This is a genomic window from Leptolyngbya sp. PCC 6406 (assembly GCF_000332095.2).
GTDB lineage: Bacteria > Cyanobacteriota > Cyanobacteriia > Phormidesmidales > Phormidesmidaceae > PCC-6406.
This window is the reverse complement of the sequence record NZ_KI913949.1, coordinates 1,181,758-1,201,902: the sequence shown is the minus strand read 5'-3', so window position 1 is coordinate 1,201,902 and position 20,145 is coordinate 1,181,758. Positions and strand designations below refer to the sequence as shown.

Below are 20,145 nucleotides of genomic sequence, written 5' to 3'. Positions count from 1 at the left end.
AACTCGACTCGTTTGAGGATGCCTCAATGTGAGCCTCTGGATTCTGGATACCGACCCTGTTTCACTCTTTCAGCGGGGATATGCTGAGGTGGTTCAGCGGGTCAGTCAGTCAGAGTCCGAGAATCTTGCGATCGCGATCAACAATTCACCGCTGATTGCACTGTACGGCTAAACTTTAGGCAGAACCGATGTCTTAGGTCGTCATGCTGACCTTAACGCTAGATCTCAACACCGCTGCTACCCTTTTGGGCACAGAGCCAGAGTCACTAAGGAGCTATATCTAAAACCCCTTCCTTTACCCGACCGCGTTGCTACTCACTTCCCCTCCTTCGCTAAAACATAATTTGAGAACATCAGGACTGTTGTGGGCGTTAATTATCGTTTCGGCCACTCCGACTGAGCAAGCATTTTTCTCAGTAATCCGTAAACTTTGTGGGACAAGGCTTTAGATCGAATAGTTTGTTTGAACTATCCAGCAAATGGATGAAGGTGGCCGAAACGATGACAAAGGCCGCTGGTTCTACATTGGGTTCGATATACTCCGTAATCCAAGATTAAATCGATGTGACTTAAAGAGACTTAAGACGATAGCCAATGCTATGAACCGTCTCAATAAAATCTTCATCTGCGCCAGTGGCTTTGAGCTTTTTTCTTAAGCTTCTGATGTGGACTTTTATTGTATGTTCATCTGGAGAAGATTCGGTTTTCCAGAGATGTTCGATAATAACGCTACGGCTAAGAACTCGGCGATTATTTCGTAGTAGTAATTCTAACAAACTAAATTCCTTAGGTGTTAGCCGGAGAGGATGGTGATTGTAACTTACTTCATAAGTGCTGGGATTCAATTGTAAATCACCCCATTCTAGGATGGGAGGAGTGATATTGCTGCCTCGTCGGAGAAGAGCACGAATGCGAGCAAACAATTCTCCTAGATCAATTGGCTTGATGATGTAATCATCAGCTCCGGCATCCAACCCGGTAATTTTGTCGCTAATTGTGTCTCGTGCTGTAATCATCAACACTGGAATTTGATAACCGTGGGATCGCAGTCGTTGGCACAGAGTCAGCCCGTCTGTTTCTGGTAACATTACATCCAACAACATGAGATCGTAGTCAAAGGCTTTGACGCAATCCCAGCCTTGCTCACCATCCTCTGCTAAGTCAACAACATACAGATGGTCAGTCATGGCCTCTGCCAGTGTTTCTGCCAGGGGAATATCATCTTCAACTAAAAGGATCCTCATGCGGATCGATATTTAAACCTCATTCAATTTCAGCATAGAGGAAAAGGGACCATGCCCATCTTTAAGAGAGATTAAGGGAAATGCAAGCCAAGCTTCAGGAAGCGCTGCAAAAGGACTTTCAGCCCGATTAAAGGCGAATCTGACGAGAAAATCCGCTGTATATTTGTTGCGTTCTGTAACAGATGACACATTTTCCCTGGTCTTTCCGATTTCTTTACGACTTCCGTACCGATTTTCTTACCTTTCACGCCGTAAGCTCCTAACTCATGTGGATTGAGGGCAAAACCTTCTTACACAGACCCCAGAAAAATTAGGAGACTTTACACTATGTTGGATGCTTTTTCCAGAGTTGTTGAACAAGCCGATCGCCAGGGTTCATACCTGAGTGATACCCAAGTGAACGCTTTATCTGCAATGGTTGCTGATAGCAACAAGCGGTTAGATGTGGTCAACCGTCTGACTAGCAACGCAGCAGCAATTACATCTAATGCTTACCGGGCTTTGGTTGCTGATCAACCCCAAGTCTTTGGTCCCGGTGGTGCTTGCTTTCACCATCGTAATCAGGCCGCCTGCCTTCGTGATTTAGGCTTCATTCTGCGTTATGTCACCTATTCGATGCTGTCTGGTGATGCCAGTGTAATGGACGATCGCTGCCTGAATGGCTTACGGGAAACCTACCAAGCTCTGGGCACACCAGGTGCAACCGTTGCTTCCGGTATTGGGAAAATGAAAGATGCAGCTCTTGCCATCGCCAACGACTCGAATGGCATTACCCAAGGCGACTGCAAGTCCCTTATGTCAGAACTGGCTGGTTACTTTGACCGAGCTGCTGCATCTGTTGCTTAATGTCCGTGATTTTCAATTGTGCTTTTGCCATCGTTTTTCATTTTTGCATTCTTAAGGAGACCTATTAGCGATGAAAACCCCTTTGACTGAGGCAATCTCTGCTGCTGATTCTCGTGGTGCTTACCTGAGTAATACCGAGATGCAAGCAATTTTCGGTCGATTTAACCGTGCTAAAGCTGGTTTAGATGCAGCCAAAGCGTTCAGCCAAAATGGTCAAGCGTGGGCTGAAGCGGCCGCGAACCATGTGTATCAAAAGTTCCCCTATACGACCCAAATGCAGGGCTCTCAGTATGCCTCTACGCCTGAAGGCAAGTCCAAGTGCGTACGTGACATCAGCCATTATCTTCGGACTATCAGCTATTGCTGTGTAGTTGGTGGTACTGGGCCATTAGATGAGTATGTGATTGCGGGTGTGAAAGAGTTTAATGCCGCTCTCGGTTTGTCACCAAGCTGGTATGTTGCTGCACTTGAATTTGTTCGGGACAACCATGGTCTGTCTGGAGATGTGGGTGGCGAAGCTAACATCTACCTCAACTATGCCATCAATGCATTGAGCTAATCACCAGCAAACGGAGAGCTGGGGTTAGTTAACCGCGTTTCTACAGTGGTGTACAACTCAGGATAATCGGAGAATTGAGCTAGGCTACAGACCTTAATCTCCGATTTATTTTTGCAACCTCTTTCCAGTATGGCAATCCTATTTGATTTCTGAAGACCTTCGTAGCGTGGGTGAAGCGCAGCGCAACCCACAAAGAAGTTTACTCAAAGCTCATGCAGGATCGCTATAGAAGATGCAGGACAAGAGTTAACTAATCCTGGTTCCCTTTTTTTCCTAACATCTTGTTGTTATTTATGGAGACGAAATCATGAGCTTAATGGAATCTCGACTGGGGATTGGTGAAGTGATTGATGAGAAAGTTGAACTTCGCCAAAATTGGAATGAAGACGATTTGCAGCAGGTTTTTCGATCTGCCTATACCCATGTATTTGGACGGGAAGGTCTAGCCCTCAGCGAGGCATTTGCCAGTGCTGAGGCATTACTGAGAAATGGCAAAATTAATGTGCGTCAGTTCATTGAGGCCCTAGCCCAGTCAGAGTACTATAAAGAACGCTTCTTCTACCGTAATTCTCAGGTTCGATTCATTGAATTGAACTACAAGCATCTGTTGGGACGCGCGCCCTACGATCAAGCAGAAATTGCTTATCATGTTGATCTCTATGCCTCCCAAGGTTATGCGACAGAGATCGCATCTTACTTTGAAAGCTCTGAATACAACAATGCCTTTGGCGATTTCATTGTGCCTTACTACCGAGGATTTCAATCAATTCCTGGCATGAAACAGGTAGGATTTAATCGGTTGTTTCGGTTGTATCGGGGAAATGGCAGCAGTGACAATGCTCAAGGGGGTGGCAAAAACTCTCGCTTACGGCAGCAAGTTGCATTGAATCTGTCCAATGCCATTGTGCCGCCAAGCTCATCCTTCAGCTCACTAGAATTCCTTACTGGGTTGGGAATGACTCCTGTACGGGGAGACAAGCGAGTGTTTATGGTGGAAGTTATTCAGGGAGCGAGTAAGACCTCGGTTACGGTTCGTCGGAGTCGAACGATGTATGCCGTGCCGTTTGATCAACTATCTACTCGGTATCAAGAAATTCACCAACGCGGCGGCAAAATCGTTCGAATCACGCCCGTCTAATATTGCAGCTAGTTCAGTTACTGGTAAACGTCCCCTAGGTGGGGGCACAAGGGATGCTGGCCGTGAAATCTGGCTTAAACAAGCTTAGCCCGAAGGGGGCGTGGGGCGTTTACAGTTACTGTTTGTGGGCGTATTTTTGTACGCCCTAAATCTCCTTGCCTATTTTTACTGTTTGAAACATAAATGACTGTAACGACTTCTGCAGAACCTGTCCTCTCGGCTGAGTCAGCGATCGCAGCTCTCCAAGGAAATGATAACCAGCTTCGATATTATGCAGCTTGGTGGTTGGGCAAACACCAAATTCAAGTGGCCGGGGAAGTGCTCTGCGACTTACTCCACGATGACGGCTATCGGACGGTTCAGGGTGGGTATCCCCTGCGGCGGCAGGCAGCCCGTGCCCTGGGACAACTCAAACAGGTTGAGGCAGTGCCCGCGCTCGTGGATGCCCTCTGGTGCGAGGAGGATTTACAGTTCCGGGAAGCGGTGATTCAAGCTCTTTCAGCAATTGGTGATCGCCGTGCGGTTGTCCCCTTGTTGCATTTGTTGCGTTCTGGTGAACCCCAACCTTATGAGGCATTGATTGAAGCGTTAGGGCAGTTGCAAGTGCAAGAAGCGTTATCTGATGTGAAGCCATTTTTACAGGATTCCTCAGAACGTATTCAATGTGCGGCAGCTCGCTATTACTATCAAATGACTCAGCAACCCCAATATCTGGAGCGAATTATCCAGAATCTGAACCATATCAATCCCTATTTGCGTTGGGCGGCGGTCTTTGACTTGGGTGCGATCGGGCATCTGGAAGCAGCTCAGGCGATTTTGCAAGCCAATATTGCTAACAGTCTCAAGCTATTAAATCTAAAACGCATTTTAGAAGCCGTTTTGGAAAGTGATCGTTCAACCACCGAAAAACAGAAGGCGACGCAAATCTTGTTTCAGGCGATTGATGGACTGCTATTACAACTTTGAAGCTACTGCGGTTGCAGTTCTACTGCCATGCCATTCACCCGCTCATCCATTGATTCATCTTAACTGTTATGTCATCTCCCAACTCCAAGCAAATCATTTATCAAATCCGCAACACGACTACACCCACAGAGGCAGCACTGTGGCTGAGAATTCTGGTTGAAAACCGTACTCAATCGACAATTCTAGCTCTAATTCAACTTCTGGATCACCATTACACTGAGATTGCGTCAATGTCTGCCCAGGCATTAGAACAGTTTGCACCCGACAGTGTTGAACCGCTCATAGCTGCTTTTGATGACAGTATTGATCACGGAATGCAAGCACGAATTGTCCAAATATTGGCAAATGTTGGGGATGATCGTGCCTTGTTATTACTGATTAATATGGTCGGAGTTGAGATTGCCAACCATTGTCAGGGGAATGTGCGCCGGATTGCCGCACGGGGATTGGGTAAAATGCTGCGCTCCCACCCTTCACGCTGCAATCATCACTCACAGGCGATCGATAAACTCATCTGGGCATTACTGCATACCGAAGACTGGGCACTTCGATATGCTGCTGCTGTTTCCCTAGGGGAAATTGCCACAGATGAGGCGATCAATGCACTCCAGCAAGCATTAGTGCAAGAGAACGATCGCGTCGTTCAACAACGGATTCATCTTCTTTTTTCCACCTAAGCAACCCTCTAAACTCTCACCAAAACAATGACAATTCCTTCTCTCACCTATACCCCTTCCAGTCAAAATCAACGAGTTCAAGGGTTTGAAGTGCCCGGAGATGAGACCCCTAGAATTTATTCGATGGATGACTTGTTGGATTCTTCTGAAATGGATATGCTGATTTGGTCAGCATATAGACAGATATTTAACGAGCAACAATGCATTGCTTACCACCGCCAAGTTGCACTTGAGTCGCAGCTACGAACTCGTCAAATTACAGTTCGAGACTTTATTCGTGGGTTAGTTTTATCTGACTCATTTCGGCGCTTGAATTACGAGGTTAATAGTAACTACCGATTTATTGAAATGGTAATTCAGCGTGTCCTCGGCCGTTCGATTTACAATAATCGAGAGACATTTTCCTGGTCAATTGTGTTGGCGACGAAAGGGCTAAAGGGCTTTGTTGATGCTCTGGTCAACACAGAGGAGTATCTAGAGCGGTTTGGTGACAATATTGTCCCTTATCAGCGGCGGCGCATTTTGACCCAGCGTGTTCAAGGTGAGTTGCCTTTTGCTCGGATGCCTCGCTATGGTGCGGACTACCGTGACAAACTTCCGAAACCATTACCCACAGGTTTATTTGATCAATTTGAGAAGTTTGAACTGCAAGCTTTTATGCAACGGGCAAATTGGACTAGAGCATCTAGAGTAATGCTAATTACCTTTATGATCATTATCTTTTTGCTGCTATTTTCAGAGACCAACCGGCTTTTCTCTTCTTGACCCAATAGACCTCTTAAAGAATAAGCCGAGGGTTTCACAATAGGGAGAGGAGTCGCTGGAGAGGGGTGATGAAACAGGACTTTTTCAATCATCTACTGCATCTGCTGAATAAGCGTCCACAGCAAGGGAAGCGAATGGTGGGGCTAGGCCCAGACGCACTATGGGAACTGTGGCAACGGATCGCAAAACTCAAGGAAGCGGAGGAGCTCGATCGGGCGCAGCGGCCTGGACGGCAACGGCAAGTGGGTGGTGGGCGTAAACGGGATGCCAACGTGTTATGTCGCTTGTTGGTCACATTAATCTACCTGAGACAACACTGGACGATGCAAGCCCTCTGTGAAACCCTGGACTGTGCGGAATCTACCGTGTGCAACTACATTCACGAGATGCTGCCTTATGTGAGTAGCCAACTGCCAGCGAGCTTGTTGGAGCAATGGCAACAGGAGTGCTCCAGTGTAGAGCGGGCTGAACTGGAGAAGTGGTTAGCCGAATTGCCAGCAGGGGACTTGCTGGTGGATACCTGGGAGCAGCCGATTCCCCGTCCCCAAGACTCTGAGGCTCAAGAAGCCTTCTATTCTGGCAAACAGAAGAGCCATACCCGCAAGAATCAACTCATTACCCTGCCGGGAGGCACCGATATTGTTGATGTGGTCATCGGTGAACCCGGTCCTCGCAGTGATAGCAAATTTTTGGAGCAGGCCCAGGCAGAGTTGCCAGGGGCGTTGCGGTTTACAGCGGATAAAGCCTATGTTGGTCGCCGCAACACCACCACCGCGATAAAGAAACCCCCAGGCGGAGAACTGACCCAAGCGCAGAAGGACTTCAATCGCCAGGTCAGCCAACGGCGAGTTTATGTGGAGCACGTCATCCGAGTCATCAAAATCTTCCGCATTGCCAAGGAGGAATTTCGGATGCGCTCTCGGATGTATGAGGAGGTAATCGGGTGTGTCTGCGGACTGGTCCGATTACGGGTTCAGTATGTCTAATTTTCAGCCTTAAGGGGCTGGAAACAGATTGACCTGCCGATTTTTCTTGTTTTTGAAGAGGTCTTTTGAAGAGGATAAAGAGTCAAAATGTAAAGTTCTTTCCCGAAACTATCCCTGCATCCACTCCTCTCACTTAATAATAAGGAGTAAAATTCTAGTCCTATACAATCAGAATGGCGTTTAGTCAGATTATTAATCTAACTCTCAATTCCTTGCCTTGGCTCAGTTCGCTAGGGTTTGGGATTGGGGTGTTTGCGATTGTTCTCTTCGCAATTTATTACGTCCTATCCTGGCAAATCGCCCAGCGACAACGAGCAGAGCGCACGCTACAGAAACAAACAGAGCGAGAGCGACTGGTTAATCAAATTGCTCAGCAGATCCGGCGATCGCTTGACTTGGATGAAGTATTAGCGACTACTGTTGCAGAAGTCAAACAGTTTTTACAAGCTGATCGGGTATTAATCTATCAGATTTCGGAAGACGCTACAGGTAGTGCGATTGCTGAAGCAGTATCCTCCCATTATATCGCGATTTTAGATGAAACTTTTCCAGAAGAGGTGTTTCCTAGAGAATATCATCATGCTTATACCCTAGGCAAAACTCGCGTGATTGCTAATGTTGAACAGTTGGATGTCGAACCCTGCTTGGCGGAGTTTGTTCAACAGTTTGGGGTAAAAGCAAAATTGGTCGTGCCCATCCTTCAAGAAAGACTTGAGAAAGCAGAACCATCTGCATCTGACCCAGCAGTATTACCCACCCAACCACAGCCTAACTCTGCTCCTCCTCTGACCCAGCCTTACCTGTGGGGACTGTTGATTGCCCATCAATGCAGTCAACCACGCCAGTGGCATCCCTGGGAAGTGGAACTAATGCAACAACTGTCAACCCAAATCGCGATCGCTATTCAGCAATCCGAACTCTATGAGCGGTTGCAGCACCTGAATATTGATTTAGAAAATCGAGTCCAACAACGCACCAGAGAACTCTCTCAATCCAATGTATTACTTCAAGCAGAAATTATTGAACGTCAGCAGACTGAAGCCGCCTTACGTCATACCAACCAAACTCTGCAATCGCTGATTGCTGCTTCACCTCGTGCAATTTTTACTGTAGATTTAAAAAACCATATTAGGATTTGGAATCCGGCAGCCGAGCACATGTTTGGCTGGACTGAAGTGGAACTGTTGGATCAACCCAACCCAATTATGCCTGAGGAGTTAGAGGAATATCAAACAATTAAGAATAATGTAATGAAAGGGATTACACCTCCAAGCTTGGAGATTCGACGACGGAAAAAAGATGGCACTCCGATTGAAATCGTTTTTTCGGCTGCTCCTCTACGAGAGAGCAATGGAATCATTAATGGAATAGTCGTTGTCGTTGCTGATATTACCGAACAAAAACGTCAGGCAGAACAGGTAAGGTTACTTCAGTCCGTTGTTGTTAATACGAATGATGCAGTCTTGATTACAGAAGCTGAGCCGATTGATGAACCAGGACCCAGAATTTTGTATGTCAACAAAGCGTTTACCCGAACAACAGGTTACTCTCTTGAAGAAGTAGTCGGTAAAACTCCTCGAATTTTTCAAGGATCTAAAACCGATCGAGCGGTTCTTGATATAGTCCGAGCATCACTATTGGAATGGCGACCGGTGACGGCAGAGGTAATCAACTACCGTAAAGACGGTTCAGAGTTTTGGGTTGAGTTTAGTATTGTACCTGTGGCAGACCGGACGGGTTATTATACCCATTGGATTGCCGTGCAACGAGATATTACCGAGCGCAAGCGCATTGAGCAGGAACTACGTTGGAGTGAAGAACGCTATCGATCGCTTATCGAAAATGCGCTTGATATTGTGGCAATTCTCGAAACAGATGGCATTATTCAATACATTAGTCCCTCAGTTGAGAAAGTGTTAGGCTACTCACCATCTAGTTTGATTGGTAAGAATTTTTTTGAACTGATCCATTCTGACGATTTCGTTGCAACCTGCTACAGCATTACGAATGCAACTAAAAATCCAGAGGTAGCTTTGCCGATAGAATTTAACTGTCGGCATAAAGATGGCTCTTGGCGGAGTTTGGAAGCGATCAGCCAAAAGTTTATCAACGATTCTGAATCTACTCAAGTCGTGGTTAATTCACGCGATATTACTGAACGAAAACGATTGATTGAACTACATACCGCATTAGAGCATGAAAAAGAATTGGGCATCCTGAAAACTCGCTTCTTCTCAATGGCATCCCATGAATTTCGGACACCGTTGAGTACAGCTCTAGCCGCCGCTCAAATCCTGGAGAACTCACCACAAGCTTGGGAAGATGTCGAGAAGCGATCGCGTAACTTTCGGCGAATTCAAGACGCAGTCAAAAATATGGTGCAGCTTCTTGATGACATCTTGACTATCAGCCGAGCAGAAACTGGAAAGTTGGAATTTAACCCCCAATGGCTAGATTTGGAAAAATTTTGCCGTAATTTTATAGATGAAATCCGTCTAGGAGATGCATCTAATCATGCTTTAGAATTTTCGTGTGAAGGGCAGTGGCAAAAAGTTTATATGGACGAAAAATTACTTCGCTCTATCCTGGGAAATATACTTTCAAATGCCATTAAATATTCACCTAAAAATGCTCAAGTTAAATGCCTTTTGAATTTTGATAAGTACAGTTCGATAATTCAGGTTTCCGACCAAGGTATTGGCATTTTAGTTCAGGATCAGAACCAATTGTTTGAACCCTTTCATCGAGGAAGGAATGTCCGCAATATCCCTGGTACAGGATTAGGACTTGTGGTTGTCAAAAAGTGTATTGACTTACATGACGGTAACATTACAATATCTAGTGACATAGACAGGGGCACGACGGTTACTATCATCTTTCCTCACACGAAGCCAGCAGCAGCTAGCCGGGATAGGGAGTGCGATTCGTTGCAGACGAATAACGGTTAGAGCCCGTAAATAACTCTGCCAGCTTGGCTTCCAAATATGAAGCCCTCTAAAAAGCTGAACTGTCCTCTTGATGAGGGTGAAAGTCCCCCCCATCAAACTTGGATGTGACTCCTGATCTGCCCACGATGACCCGACTCGGAATTCGGGAGGTCGAAGCTGGGAGCAAGGCGCAATCAGATACTTGTTGCAAGTGATACTGGCGCTAATCGGACGCAATCTCCAATGCGCCTGCCTCCCCATGGATGCCTACGGAACACTGAACTCCTAGAGTATTGTTCCATTGATAGAGCAGGCGGTTAGCCGAAGCTGGACGGTGGGCAGTTTACAAGCACTAGAGGAGCTAGAAGCGTGCTTCCAGCAGTTTCAGGAAAATGCCCCCCTTCAGTGATGGGTTAAGCCCCGTGCTGGGCGTGGACCAGTATGGCAGCAGACCTGGCTACACTAAACCTATCCCCACCCTCGTATTGCCATGACCCTGGCCAAGGAACCCGGTACCGCTGCGATGGCCAAAGGCCGGTCGAAGACCATCGCCCCTGAGGAGTGGTCTCAGGGGCTTGCGTCCCAAACCGGGGAGACGGTGGTGTTTCCCCCCGGTGACCTCTACAGCGACGAACCGCCCTTGGAAAGCGACCTGCACCGTGACCAAATTGATCTGCTGATTCACCTGCTGCGGTTCCTCTGGCAAGATCGTCAGAACTTCTATGTATCCGGCAACCTGACGATTTACTACAGCCCCAACCAACTGAAGTCTGAGTATTTCCGAGGGCCAGATTTCTTTGTGGTGCTGGGCACCGAGCGCCGCCCCCGCAAGAGCTGGGTGGTGTGGCAGGAGGAGGGCAAGTATCCCAACGTGATTATTGAGTTCCTATCGGACTCCACCGCCACGACCGATCGCGGTCTGAAGAAGCAAATCTACCAAGACACCTTCCGCACCCCGGATTATTTCTGGTTTGACCCCTACACCCTGGAGTTCGAGGGCTTTCACCTGGTGGATGGCACCTATCAACCCCTGGAGCCGACGGAGTCAGGTTGGCTGTGGAGCGAACAATTGGGCCTCTACCTGGGGGTACATCAGCAGCAACTACGCTTTTTCACCGCTGACAGCGACTTGGTACCCAGCCCGGAGGAACGCAATGAAAAACTGGCAGCTAAGTTACGGGAGTTGGGGGTTGACCCCAATACTTTGGCGTAGCGTCTCGCGGCTAAACTTTAGGCAGAACCGATGTCTTAGGTCGTCATGCTGACCTTAACGCTTACACCAAAACGTTCCTTGCCGACACCAGCCCCCAAACCCACGAAAAAGCCTGGGAGCGGGAACCCCAACTGCGGAGTGAGTTAGAGGCGTTACGCAGTAATCTGGAGCAGTATGCCGATGCCCTCGCAGAAATTGCGGGCGTGAGACATTGAAAACGACAGCCTATTTTGAGCAAAAGCTGTTGGAACGTCCTAAAATTCGCCGGGAGTGGTGCGACTTCGTTCTACGAGAACCCATGAAAACAATGACTCAGCCCAATGGTCGAACTAGCGCTTGGGCGGTCATCCCAGAATATGGCGATCGCGTCCTCAGAGTGATCATATTAGAAGATGGTGAAACGCTACATAACGCCTATTTTGACCGTAATTTCCGCGCTCGTTTACAAAGGGGTTTAGAGCCATGAAGGTCCAGTATTTTTCAGACACGGACACGCTCTCAATTCGACTGAATAACAATCCCAGCACAGAGTCGTCAGAAATCGCCCCAGATGTGGTGATCGACTTTGATAAAGCTGGGAACGTTGTCGGCATAGAAATTGACCTCGCCTCGACCAAAGTAGATCTGAAAAACTTGGATTTGAGAGGGTTGCTGACCCCAGAACTGGTTTAAACCCTGCATCCCCCTGGTGCCCTGGCTCTGCCGGGGCACCCGCTGCTGAGGCTCTGCCTCTGGCTCTGGCGGCGGAGCCGCCCCCGGAGAAGCGTTTGACCAAAAATTTGTCAGGGTCAAGAGGACATCATTGATGACCTAGACCTGTCTCAACTCAAACGCCCTGGCCATGAGCAGCAGCGCATAGATATCGACTTCCCAGTCTGGATGATTGAGGCGCTAGATCGAGAGGCAATGCGGCTGGGGGTCAGTCGGCAATCAATCATTAAGGTCTGGCTGGCTGAACGGCTGGAGCAGGTTTAAGGCGCAGGAGCGTTCCGGGAATAGCGATGTTTGCGCCAAATGACCCGCTAGCCCATGTTTAGCCAGCCAAAGATGCGATCGCGGGTGAGAGCAAGATCCAACTCAGGAACAATGGGCAGGACTTGGTCGCTAGCCCAGAGGCTGGGCTGCTGTTGGGGGCGAAGCACCAAAATGCTGCGATCATCGGGATCAATAAACCAGCCCAACTGGCTGCCATGCTCTAGACAGTGAAGGATGTTGCCCAGAACCTTGTTGGGCCTTTGTTCAGGAGAGAGGATTTCAATCGTCCAGTCGGGGGGCAGGTCGAAGTTGTCGGGGATGTCGCCAGTTGGGGTAAAGGGAATTCGCTCCCACTGAAAAACAGCGATGTCTGGAACAATGGAGCGTCCGCCAAAAGTACATCTCAGCTCTGGGAAGGCATAGGCCCGTTTAGCGTCTTCTGCCACTTGGTTAATGGTGCTACAAAGTTTGCCTTGCAAGCGGCTATGGCGTCCCTTGGGCATGGGCTTTTGGGTGATTTCACCGTTGATGTATTCACTGGCAGGCTTGGTTTCTGGCAGTTGCAGAAAGTCTTGCAAGGTCGGTGATTTGGAAGGGGCTTGTACCATGCGACTCTCCGGCAAAGCGACACATCATCGGGTTTCCTAATTTTAATGGCTCAGCTGGTGGCGTGTTTGCAGGTATTGAGGATAGATCCTGAATTCAGATGTAACCTACCGAGGGGGTAAGGTTCGCATCATCTCAGGCGGTACTCTCCCTCGCCCTCCTGGGCAGCTAAACTCCCCCCCCACCCAATCCCCTGCCCCCCTAGAATCAAGGTGTAGTCACCAGGGACGCGACGCAACCATGACCCTATCAGAGGTTCTACAGAAAAATCGGGCTCAGGTTTTAGCCATTGCCGCTAAGCATGGAGCCCATAACGTGCGGGTCTTTGGCTCGGTTGCTCGGGGTGAAGAGACCCGCGATAGTGACATTGATTTTTTGGTGGATTACGACCCGGCCAAGGTGACCCCCTGGTTTCCGGGTGGATTATTGATGGATTGGCAGGACTTGCTCGGTTGCCGGGTAGACATCCTGACGGACCAGGGAATTAGCCCCCTAATCCGGGAGCGGGTGTTGGCAGAGGCTAAGCCCCTATGATCTCTGACCAAGATCGGGTTTATCTGGAGCATATTTTGACCTGTATTGCCCTGATTCAAGACTACACAAGCCATGGCAAGGCTAGGTTTATGGCAAGTGCTCTGGTGCAGGATGCGGTACTGCGGCGGCTGCAAACCATGGCGGAGTCAACGCAGCGGCTATCCGATGACCTGAAGACCCGCGCGCCTGAAGTGGACTGGCGGGCACTGTCTGGCTTTCGGAATGTGTTGGTGCATGACTATTTGGGGGGCATTGATATGAATCGAGTTTGGGATGCTGTGGAGGTGTACATACCAGAGTTGGAAGCCGCAGTCCACAGGCTGATCGCCAATGACGGAGACGATAGTTCCTAGCATCGTAGGCTGGGTCCGTTGACCCAGCAACCGGGGTGTCGCCCTTGAAAGATGCCGGGTCGGCGTTCCTTGACCCAGCCTACGGGGGTTGCTCGATGGAAATCTAAAGAGAGGGGGGGGTGAATAGGTGGATGGGGCGGGGAAGTAGGTACCTTTACGGAGAGTACCTGGGGCCGACATTCCGCCCTTCCAACTGGCACATTAGATATTTAGAACGAAAGCATAAGGATCACGGCAATTTTCTTCGGCCAGATTTTCATTAGTCAGCTCTAATTGAGAATCGACCGCACCTAGTTCAATTGCACTGCTAAACGTTGAAACCCCTGAACTCAAAGGCTTTTAAGGTTAATACCTGAGTGTGACACTTCAAAGTGCGGAATGTGGGCTGAACAATCCCACTGTCCTAGACCAGGGCCGTGCCACCGAGAACGCCCTGAAGCAGGTACAGTCCCCCCGCATTCTCCACATCGCCACCCATGGCTTCTTTCTGGCAGATGTGGAGCGCCCCAATGCCGACTCGCGGGGATTGGGCTTAATTGCCGGGGGTGAGTCGCTGAACCCTAGCGCCCTTGTCGGCATCCCCATCGAGAATCCCCTACTGCGTTCGGGCTTAGCTCTGGCGGGATTCAACACCCGCAGCAGCGGCGATGAAGATGGGGCACTCACCGCATTAGAAGCGTCGCAGTTGAACCTGTTTGGCACTCAGTTGGTAGTGCTCTCTGCCTGTGACACGGGGTTAGGAGATGTGGCCAATGGGGAGGGAGTGTATGGCTTGCGGCGGGCTTTTGCCATTGCTGGAGCGGAGACGCAGTTGCTGAGTCTGTGGCAGGTGGATGATTTTGGCACCCAGAGTTTGATGGCCCGCTATTACGAGAAGCTGATGGCGGGGATGGGTCGCAGTGAAGCGCTGCGGGTGGTGCAGTTGGAGATGATCAACCAGGGGGGCGAGTATAGCCATCCCTACTATTGGGCGGCCTTTGTGCTGGCGGGGAATTGGGAAAGGATGGAGTAGGAGAGGCTGTCTCACCGGACTTGATATCAGGCCATTAACTCATCCACCTGGACTTGGAACCCCAGCATGAGGCGCTGGGTTTTGGCCACCTCATGGGGGCCAAAAATTTCTCGGCTGTCCGCCGTCACCACCACAATCCAGCCACTTTCCGGATATACCAGCCAAACCTCCTGGCTCCCAGAGTCCAGGTACTCATACGCCTTAGCCACCACCTCCTCCGCCAAATCCGTCGGCGAGACCACCTCAGCACAGAGGGGAAAACTCTGGGGCAGCACCTTGGCTTCTCCGTACTGGGCCAGGAGATCTGGGGGCAGGTAGGCCACATCCGGAGATCGCCCTTGTTGGTTGGTGCGGCAAGGGGGCTCGGTATACACTTCCCCGCCCTGTCCCTGGGCCTCAACGTACAAACTCCAGAGGGTGCTCAGTCGTCGCTGGATTTTGCTGTGCTTCAGGGTCATCTCAGATTTCCGAACAAGAAAGCCGTCCACCCATTCGGTTCTGGAGGGTGGGTTTTCTAGCCACTGCGCTAGGGGCAGGGTAATGGGAGGACTCTGGGGGATGGCAATCATGGGGGCAATGGAACGTCGGGAAGTGGCGCGGCAGTTTTTACCCCAGGTTAACCGATGGGGTCAAGGTGGGCGACTTTCAGACCATACCGTGGTACACCTCGGCCCCTCACCCTAGCCCTCTCCCAAGGAGAGAGGGGACCGGAAAATGTTGGGCTGGTGCGACGATAGTGGGCTGATTTACGCCCTGCGGTACTAGATTCCATATCTCCTTCTCAGCCCTCTTGGTTTAGGGCTAGGCGTTCCAGCAAGACCCCCTCCCCATCCTGCAGCGTAAAGGCCCGGAGATCCTTCAAGTCTCGCTGGACATTGAGGCTCGGAGACGCCAAGGTGACCTGCCATTGGGCCATATCCAGTTGCAACCAGTCGCCAGGGTTCACCGTCATCGGTTCGCCCCCCATGTGACTGATCAAAACCACCTCGTTGGGGCGGTCGTCGCTGGGATGGGGTTCCGAACGGTAGCCATAGAAGATGATGCGCTGGTCATCGCTGATGCGGTTAAAGCGATCGCGCCCCGTCAGGTTTTCTCGCAACCAAGGACGCTTCTGGCGAAATTGGCGTAGTTGCACGCCAAAATGGCCAATGGCCGGGTCTAGACGATCTAAATATCGACCGACATTACACATGTCATGGCCATCTTCCATAAAGGCCATGGCAAAGGTTTTGAGTTTAGGCACATCCAACGTTGCCAGAAAACGGGGCAGGCTGGGCTCCTTCAAATCCTCCAGGGACGGCACCTCACAGGCCACCGCATCGCCATTGGCCCCGAGGCAATGTTGGCAAATTTCCGCCACCGCCTGGAGATCGTAGTCCGTTTCCTCCATCGCGTCCCGGAGGGCGTAGGCAAAGCCTCGCAGTTGGTCATAGTCCTGAAAGCCCAGAGCCTTGAGTCGAGGAAAGGTGTCCGCCTCGTCATACATTTCTGGCTCGATCTCCCAGTCCAGAAAACCCACCTCCTCCGATACCACCTTGACCCCATAGCGATCGTCAGTGTTGCGGAAAAAGCCCCAGGGCGTCCCCACCGTGGCATTCAAAAAGTCCATCGGTAGTCCCGGCGAGAAGCCATGGACCCACAGCAACGTGGCGGAATTGTTGTAGGCCCGATGGAGCACTTGGGGGCGAGTGGTGCCCAAATTCCAATTAATATCTGCGTCCAGATCGATCTGATTACCCCGGCGCACTGTGTCGTGGTTACCACAGCCCGTAATCCAGTGATCGCCTTGGAAAATCACCTCACAGACCCGCCGCCATTTGCGATCCCAAAAGCCCTTCACCGTGGGGGTATTGTGGGCGAAAATAAGTGGTCCCCATTGGTAAGAGCCGGGTTTCATCTCCGCCAGTTCTCGATAGGTAGACTTTTCCTCCCAGCCCGGTTCTGGCCAGGGACGACCATCTTCAAAAATGGTGAACATGAGTCGTCGATAGCCCTGGATATCCTGCACCACATCGCTCATGGCGAGGAGGTAGACATCGTCCTGCTCTACCCGACCGGAGAGGGGGTTGAAAAAACGGAAGTCCTGACCACCATCCACCCGAATACCATCGGCCCCGGTGTTGATCTTGCGCCGCTGCATTTCTAGCAAGATGGCCCGCACCTGAGGCAGTTGGTGGTTGAGGTCTTGGCCGTACATGTTGGGGCCTTTGAAAAATTGCTGGGTTAGCAGTTCCAGCCCCTGGTTATCGGAGTGGCCATACACAAGGTCATAAATTACCCCCATCGATCCTTGGGAAAAGTTATGGAGGGTGGCGATGAAGTCCACTACCTCATCGGGGCGTAGGCTCCCTAATACGGCGGGGTTGGTGGCGGAGGAAGCCAGAATCGGGACATCATAACCCCAGTTCTGGGTCTGGGATTTGCGTAGGGTCACCTCAAGCTGGGTGGATTGGGCTTCGTCGGTGAGGGGTGACTCGTCACCGGGGGCAGCGGTGCGGGGAATTGCGAATAGCTCGTGGTCGATGTTGGCATCTTCCCGGCGGTATTCGATGGTGGGCTCTATGGGCAGGAGTTGCACGGCCTCGTACCCGGTATATACCGCTTCGGCAGGGGTGAGCAGTTCTCCCGCTGCTAGTTTGTCCGAGATGCGCTGAAAGATGCGGGTCAACCCTGCCAGGGTGCCTTCGGGGGAGGCGGTGGGTACGTGGATTTGCAGAATATTGGTGGGGGCAGATACCCGAGGAATTTCGGCATCGGGGATGTTCTTGGGTGCGGCATGGCGACGAAAGTAGGCTAGGTCTGGCCGCTGTCGCTGGAGCAGTCGCGTGTCGTAGACTTCGGCGGGGGCAAAGATGCCGTAGGGGGTGGATTTGGCTAGGGGATCACGAATGATATGGACTCGCTGCTCAGCGTCTACGTGGCGCAGCCAGTAAAAGGCCCCGGCGCGATCGCGCTTTCCGGCCTGTACCCCCGCCACCACGGCCCAGACAAATTCTCCCTGCTGGGCTACGGGAACGCGATCGCGCTGAAACAGAATTGTCTGCTGATCGGCCTGAAACCGAATGGGCTCCAAGGGCGTAAAAATTTCCAACTCCAGGGTTCGCTCTGACTGGATCACATCCGCAGCTAACTCCGGCGTCCAGAAGCCAAACTCCGTCAGCCCATCTCGCCGGGGATGGGCTCCCAAACGCTTGGCCAGCCGCTGCCCCCGGCCAAAATAGGTATCATCAGACCCCATTACCGAAGCCGCCCAATGGAGCAAAGTTTGGGTTTCATCCTCCACAAGATAGATAGGGGAGGAATTTACAGGGGGTAAATCAGACGTGATAGACGCGGTCTTAACTGCCACAGCACCTAATTCTCAATACCAATTTTCAATGTAACTTTCAATGTAACCAGTCCTGTTACCAACCGAACCCAGCCAAAGATTTAAGAACATTTAGCAGGGAATGGGCAAAGCTAACACGCTTATTCTGATGAGCGTAAGGAGACTTTGCCACCCCCATCGCTCGCAAATATGCGCCATTGCTCCGATTTCCCGGCAAAAATCTATCCCCCGTCAGAGGCCCAGAGACCCTTTTACGGGATTGAATAGGGTGGAAAGGAGGCTAGATAGCAGATCTAGCGTAGATCTAGCCCTGCTCCGTCCCCAGGGATCAGACCCACCATATATCCGTATATCCGTCATCAGGAGACCGCCTGTCATGAAATCTTCCCTAGTCATCCTTTACCATCGTGAACCCTACGACGAGGTTAAGGTTGACGGCAAGATCGTCTATCGCGATAAGAAAAGCCCCAATGGCATTGTGCCCACCCTCAAAACCTTCTTTGCCAATGCCAAAAGTAGCACCTGGATCGCTTGGAAGCAGGTGCCCCAAAAGCAGCAAAACGACTTTGAAGAGCGGGTGACCATGGAAGGTGGCAACGAAAGCTGTGTGGTCCGCCGGATTCCCCTTTCAGCCCAACAGGTTCGGGAGTTCTACCACATCACCGCCAAGGAAGCTTTCTGGCCGATTTTGCACTCCTTTCCTGAGCATTTCACCTACGAAAGCTCCGATTGGGAAAATTTTCAGCAGATCAACCGCCTCTTTGCCGATGCTGCTTGCGAAGATGCGGCGGCGGATGCCCTGATCTGGATCCATGACTACAATCTGTGGCTAACTCCGTATTACATCCGGCAAAAAATGCCGAATGTCAAAATTGCCTTCTTCCATCACACCCCTTTCCCCGCCGCCGATGTGTTCAACATTCTTCACTGGCGGCAGGCCATTGTGGATAGCCTGCTGTGCTGCGACCTTTGCGGCTTCCACATTCCCCGCTACGTGGAAAACTTTGTCTCTGTGGCCCGGAGTTTACGGCCTGTGGAACTGGTAGAACGCGGTCCCGTCCGCTCCGCCTTTGTGCCCTATGGTCAAGCCCTAGCGGAGCCAGAAATGACCACCCAACTGCGCTATCAGGGGCGCACTGTGCATCTGGACGCCTTCCCCGTGGGCACTAACCCCCAGTACATCGCCGATACGGTTAACTCCCCCAAGGTGCAAGCACGGGTGGAGGACATTCGTAAGGACGTTGGCAACAACAAGCTGATTGTCTCGGCGGGGCGGGTGGATTATGTCAAGGGCGCGAAGGAAATGCTGCTGTGCTTCGAGCGGCTGCTAGAGCGTCGCCCTGAGATGAAGGGCAAGGTGAATCTAGTGATGACGGCGGTGAAGGCGGCTGAGGGGATGCGGGTGTACAAAAATGCCCAAAGCCAGATTGAACAGTTGGCGGGCAAGATCAATGGTCGCTACGCCAAGCTCAACTGGACCCCAATTCTCCTCTTTACAGAGCCGATTCCCTTTGTGGATCTGATGGCCTTTTATCGCACGGCGGATATTGCCTGGATTCCGCCCCTGCGGGATGGACTGAACCTGGTGGCGAAGGAATATATTTCCGCCCACCAGGGACAGGACGGAGTACTGGTGCTGTCGGAGTTTACCGGATCAGCGGTGGAACTGCCTCAGGCGGTGCTCACCAATCCCTATTCCGATAAGCACATGGACGAATGCATTGACAAGGCTCTAGACATGAGCCCCGAGGAGCAGCGGGAACGGATGACCAAACTCTACGAAGCGGTACGCCGCTACGACGTGCAGGAATGGGCCAATCACATGTTCCGAGAGGCCAATGCTACAGGACTCGCCCTAGAGCCTGCGTTAGTCTAGGGACTCGCAGGAAAATAACGTACCCGCTGATTGGACTTTTTCCCTTCGTTCAGCCCTCGATCACTGAAGGTTGAGCGAAGTCAAACCCTGGTCACTTGGCACACTATTAACTCGTGATCCCCTGGTCTTCTGTTCAGAAT

At 50.9% G+C, this 20,145-nt stretch carries 20 protein-coding genes; 16 read left to right on the top strand and 4 right to left on the bottom strand.

All coding sequences use genetic code 11. The features are described from left to right. Nucleotides 1-28 precede the first annotated feature (28 nt). Entirely contained in the window at nucleotides 29-172 is a 144-nt protein-coding gene (locus LEP6406_RS33525; RefSeq protein ID WP_193364913.1) for a hypothetical protein, read from the top strand. Nucleotides 173-569: 397 nt separating this feature from the next. On the opposite strand, the gene LEP6406_RS0205655 is transcribed toward LEP6406_RS33525, so the two are convergent. After that, entirely contained in the window at nucleotides 570-1,244 is a 675-nt protein-coding gene (locus LEP6406_RS0205655; protein ID WP_008314566.1) for a response regulator transcription factor, read from the bottom strand. A gap of 327 nt (nucleotides 1,245-1,571) precedes the next feature. Here LEP6406_RS0205655 and LEP6406_RS0205650 point away from each other — a divergent pair, with 327 nt between their 5' ends. The 11 genes from LEP6406_RS0205650 (at nucleotide 1,572) to brnA (ending at nucleotide 12,296) form a co-directional block, all read left to right on the top strand. Continuing rightward, a complete protein-coding gene (locus tag LEP6406_RS0205650; RefSeq protein ID WP_008314564.1) occupies nucleotides 1,572-2,090 on the top strand; it encodes a globin family protein in 519 nt (172 codons plus the stop codon). A gap of 70 nt (nucleotides 2,091-2,160) precedes the next feature. Continuing rightward, complete coding sequence (locus LEP6406_RS0205645; protein ID WP_008314562.1) at nucleotides 2,161-2,649, top strand: globin family protein; 489 nt, start codon at nucleotides 2,161-2,163, stop codon at nucleotides 2,647-2,649. Nucleotides 2,650-2,956: 307 nt separating this feature from the next. Beyond that, nucleotides 2,957-3,787, top strand: coding sequence for a phycobilisome linker polypeptide (locus LEP6406_RS0205640; RefSeq protein WP_008314560.1), 831 nt, complete (start codon nucleotides 2,957-2,959; stop codon nucleotides 3,785-3,787). A 183-nt stretch (nucleotides 3,788-3,970) separates the two neighbouring features. Then, a complete protein-coding gene (locus tag LEP6406_RS0205635; RefSeq protein ID WP_008314559.1) occupies nucleotides 3,971-4,753 on the top strand; it encodes a HEAT repeat domain-containing protein in 783 nt (260 codons plus the stop codon). Between the two features lie 68 nt (nucleotides 4,754-4,821). Further along, entirely contained in the window at nucleotides 4,822-5,430 is a 609-nt protein-coding gene (locus tag LEP6406_RS0205630; RefSeq protein ID WP_008314557.1) for a HEAT repeat domain-containing protein, read from the top strand. A gap of 27 nt (nucleotides 5,431-5,457) precedes the next feature. Then, complete coding sequence (locus LEP6406_RS0205625; RefSeq protein ID WP_008314556.1) at nucleotides 5,458-6,195, top strand: phycobilisome rod-core linker polypeptide; 738 nt, start codon at nucleotides 5,458-5,460, stop codon at nucleotides 6,193-6,195. Nucleotides 6,196-6,263: 68 nt separating this feature from the next. Then, nucleotides 6,264-7,181 (top strand): transposase family protein, encoded by a 918-nt coding sequence (locus LEP6406_RS0205620; RefSeq protein ID WP_008314553.1) that lies wholly within the window; start codon nucleotides 6,264-6,266, stop codon nucleotides 7,179-7,181. 248 nt (nucleotides 7,182-7,429) lie between these two features. Then, nucleotides 7,430-10,129, top strand: coding sequence for a PAS domain S-box protein (locus LEP6406_RS29995; protein WP_263971137.1), 2,700 nt, complete (start codon nucleotides 7,430-7,432; stop codon nucleotides 10,127-10,129). A gap of 469 nt (nucleotides 10,130-10,598) precedes the next feature. Next, nucleotides 10,599-11,321, top strand: coding sequence for a Uma2 family endonuclease (locus LEP6406_RS0205610; RefSeq protein WP_008309751.1), 723 nt, complete (start codon nucleotides 10,599-10,601; stop codon nucleotides 11,319-11,321). Nucleotides 11,322-11,783: 462 nt separating this feature from the next. Further along, complete coding sequence (locus LEP6406_RS26705) at nucleotides 11,784-11,993, top strand: DUF2283 domain-containing protein (RefSeq protein ID WP_008309752.1); 210 nt, start codon at nucleotides 11,784-11,786, stop codon at nucleotides 11,991-11,993. A 105-nt stretch (nucleotides 11,994-12,098) separates the two neighbouring features. Further along, entirely contained in the window at nucleotides 12,099-12,296 is a 198-nt protein-coding gene (brnA, locus tag LEP6406_RS35585; protein ID WP_027268873.1) for a type II toxin-antitoxin system BrnA family antitoxin, read from the top strand. A gap of 47 nt (nucleotides 12,297-12,343) precedes the next feature. On the opposite strand, the gene LEP6406_RS0205595 is transcribed toward brnA, so the two are convergent. After that, on the bottom strand, nucleotides 12,344-12,904 hold the full coding sequence (locus tag LEP6406_RS0205595) for a Uma2 family endonuclease (RefSeq protein WP_008309753.1): 561 nt from the start codon (nucleotides 12,902-12,904) through the stop codon (nucleotides 12,344-12,346). Nucleotides 12,905-13,142: 238 nt separating this feature from the next. Here LEP6406_RS0205595 and LEP6406_RS0205590 point away from each other — a divergent pair, with 238 nt between their 5' ends. From LEP6406_RS0205590 to LEP6406_RS0205580, 3 genes are all read left to right on the top strand, one after another. After that, a complete protein-coding gene (locus LEP6406_RS0205590; RefSeq protein ID WP_008309754.1) occupies nucleotides 13,143-13,436 on the top strand; it encodes a nucleotidyltransferase family protein in 294 nt (97 codons plus the stop codon). Further along, nucleotides 13,433-13,789, top strand: a complete 357-nt coding sequence (locus LEP6406_RS0205585) for a HepT-like ribonuclease domain-containing protein (protein WP_008309755.1) — start codon at nucleotides 13,433-13,435, stop codon at nucleotides 13,787-13,789. The genes LEP6406_RS0205590 and LEP6406_RS0205585 overlap by 4 nt, the downstream gene beginning before the upstream one ends. A gap of 358 nt (nucleotides 13,790-14,147) precedes the next feature. Continuing rightward, nucleotides 14,148-14,801 carry a CHAT domain-containing protein gene (locus tag LEP6406_RS0205580; RefSeq protein WP_008309756.1) on the top strand — a complete coding sequence of 218 codons (654 nt, stop codon included), beginning with the start codon at nucleotides 14,148-14,150 and terminating at the stop codon, nucleotides 14,799-14,801. A 26-nt stretch (nucleotides 14,802-14,827) separates the two neighbouring features. Here the strand turns inward: LEP6406_RS0205580 and LEP6406_RS0205575 are convergent, their stop codons facing one another. Both LEP6406_RS0205575 and gghA read right to left on the bottom strand, forming a co-directional pair. Next, nucleotides 14,828-15,370: a Uma2 family endonuclease gene (locus tag LEP6406_RS0205575; RefSeq protein WP_008309757.1), complete on the bottom strand. Its 543-nt coding sequence runs from the start codon at nucleotides 15,368-15,370 to the stop codon at nucleotides 14,828-14,830. Nucleotides 15,371-15,582: 212 nt separating this feature from the next. After that, nucleotides 15,583-18,150 (bottom strand): glucosylglycerol hydrolase, encoded by a 2,568-nt coding sequence (gghA, locus tag LEP6406_RS0205570; protein ID WP_008309758.1) that lies wholly within the window; start codon nucleotides 18,148-18,150, stop codon nucleotides 15,583-15,585. Nucleotides 18,151-18,505: 355 nt separating this feature from the next. Here gghA and ggpS point away from each other — a divergent pair, with 355 nt between their 5' ends. After that, nucleotides 18,506-20,005, top strand: a complete 1,500-nt coding sequence (ggpS, locus tag LEP6406_RS0205565; protein WP_008309759.1) for a glucosylglycerol-phosphate synthase — start codon at nucleotides 18,506-18,508, stop codon at nucleotides 20,003-20,005. Nucleotides 20,006-20,145: the final 140 nt, after the last annotated feature.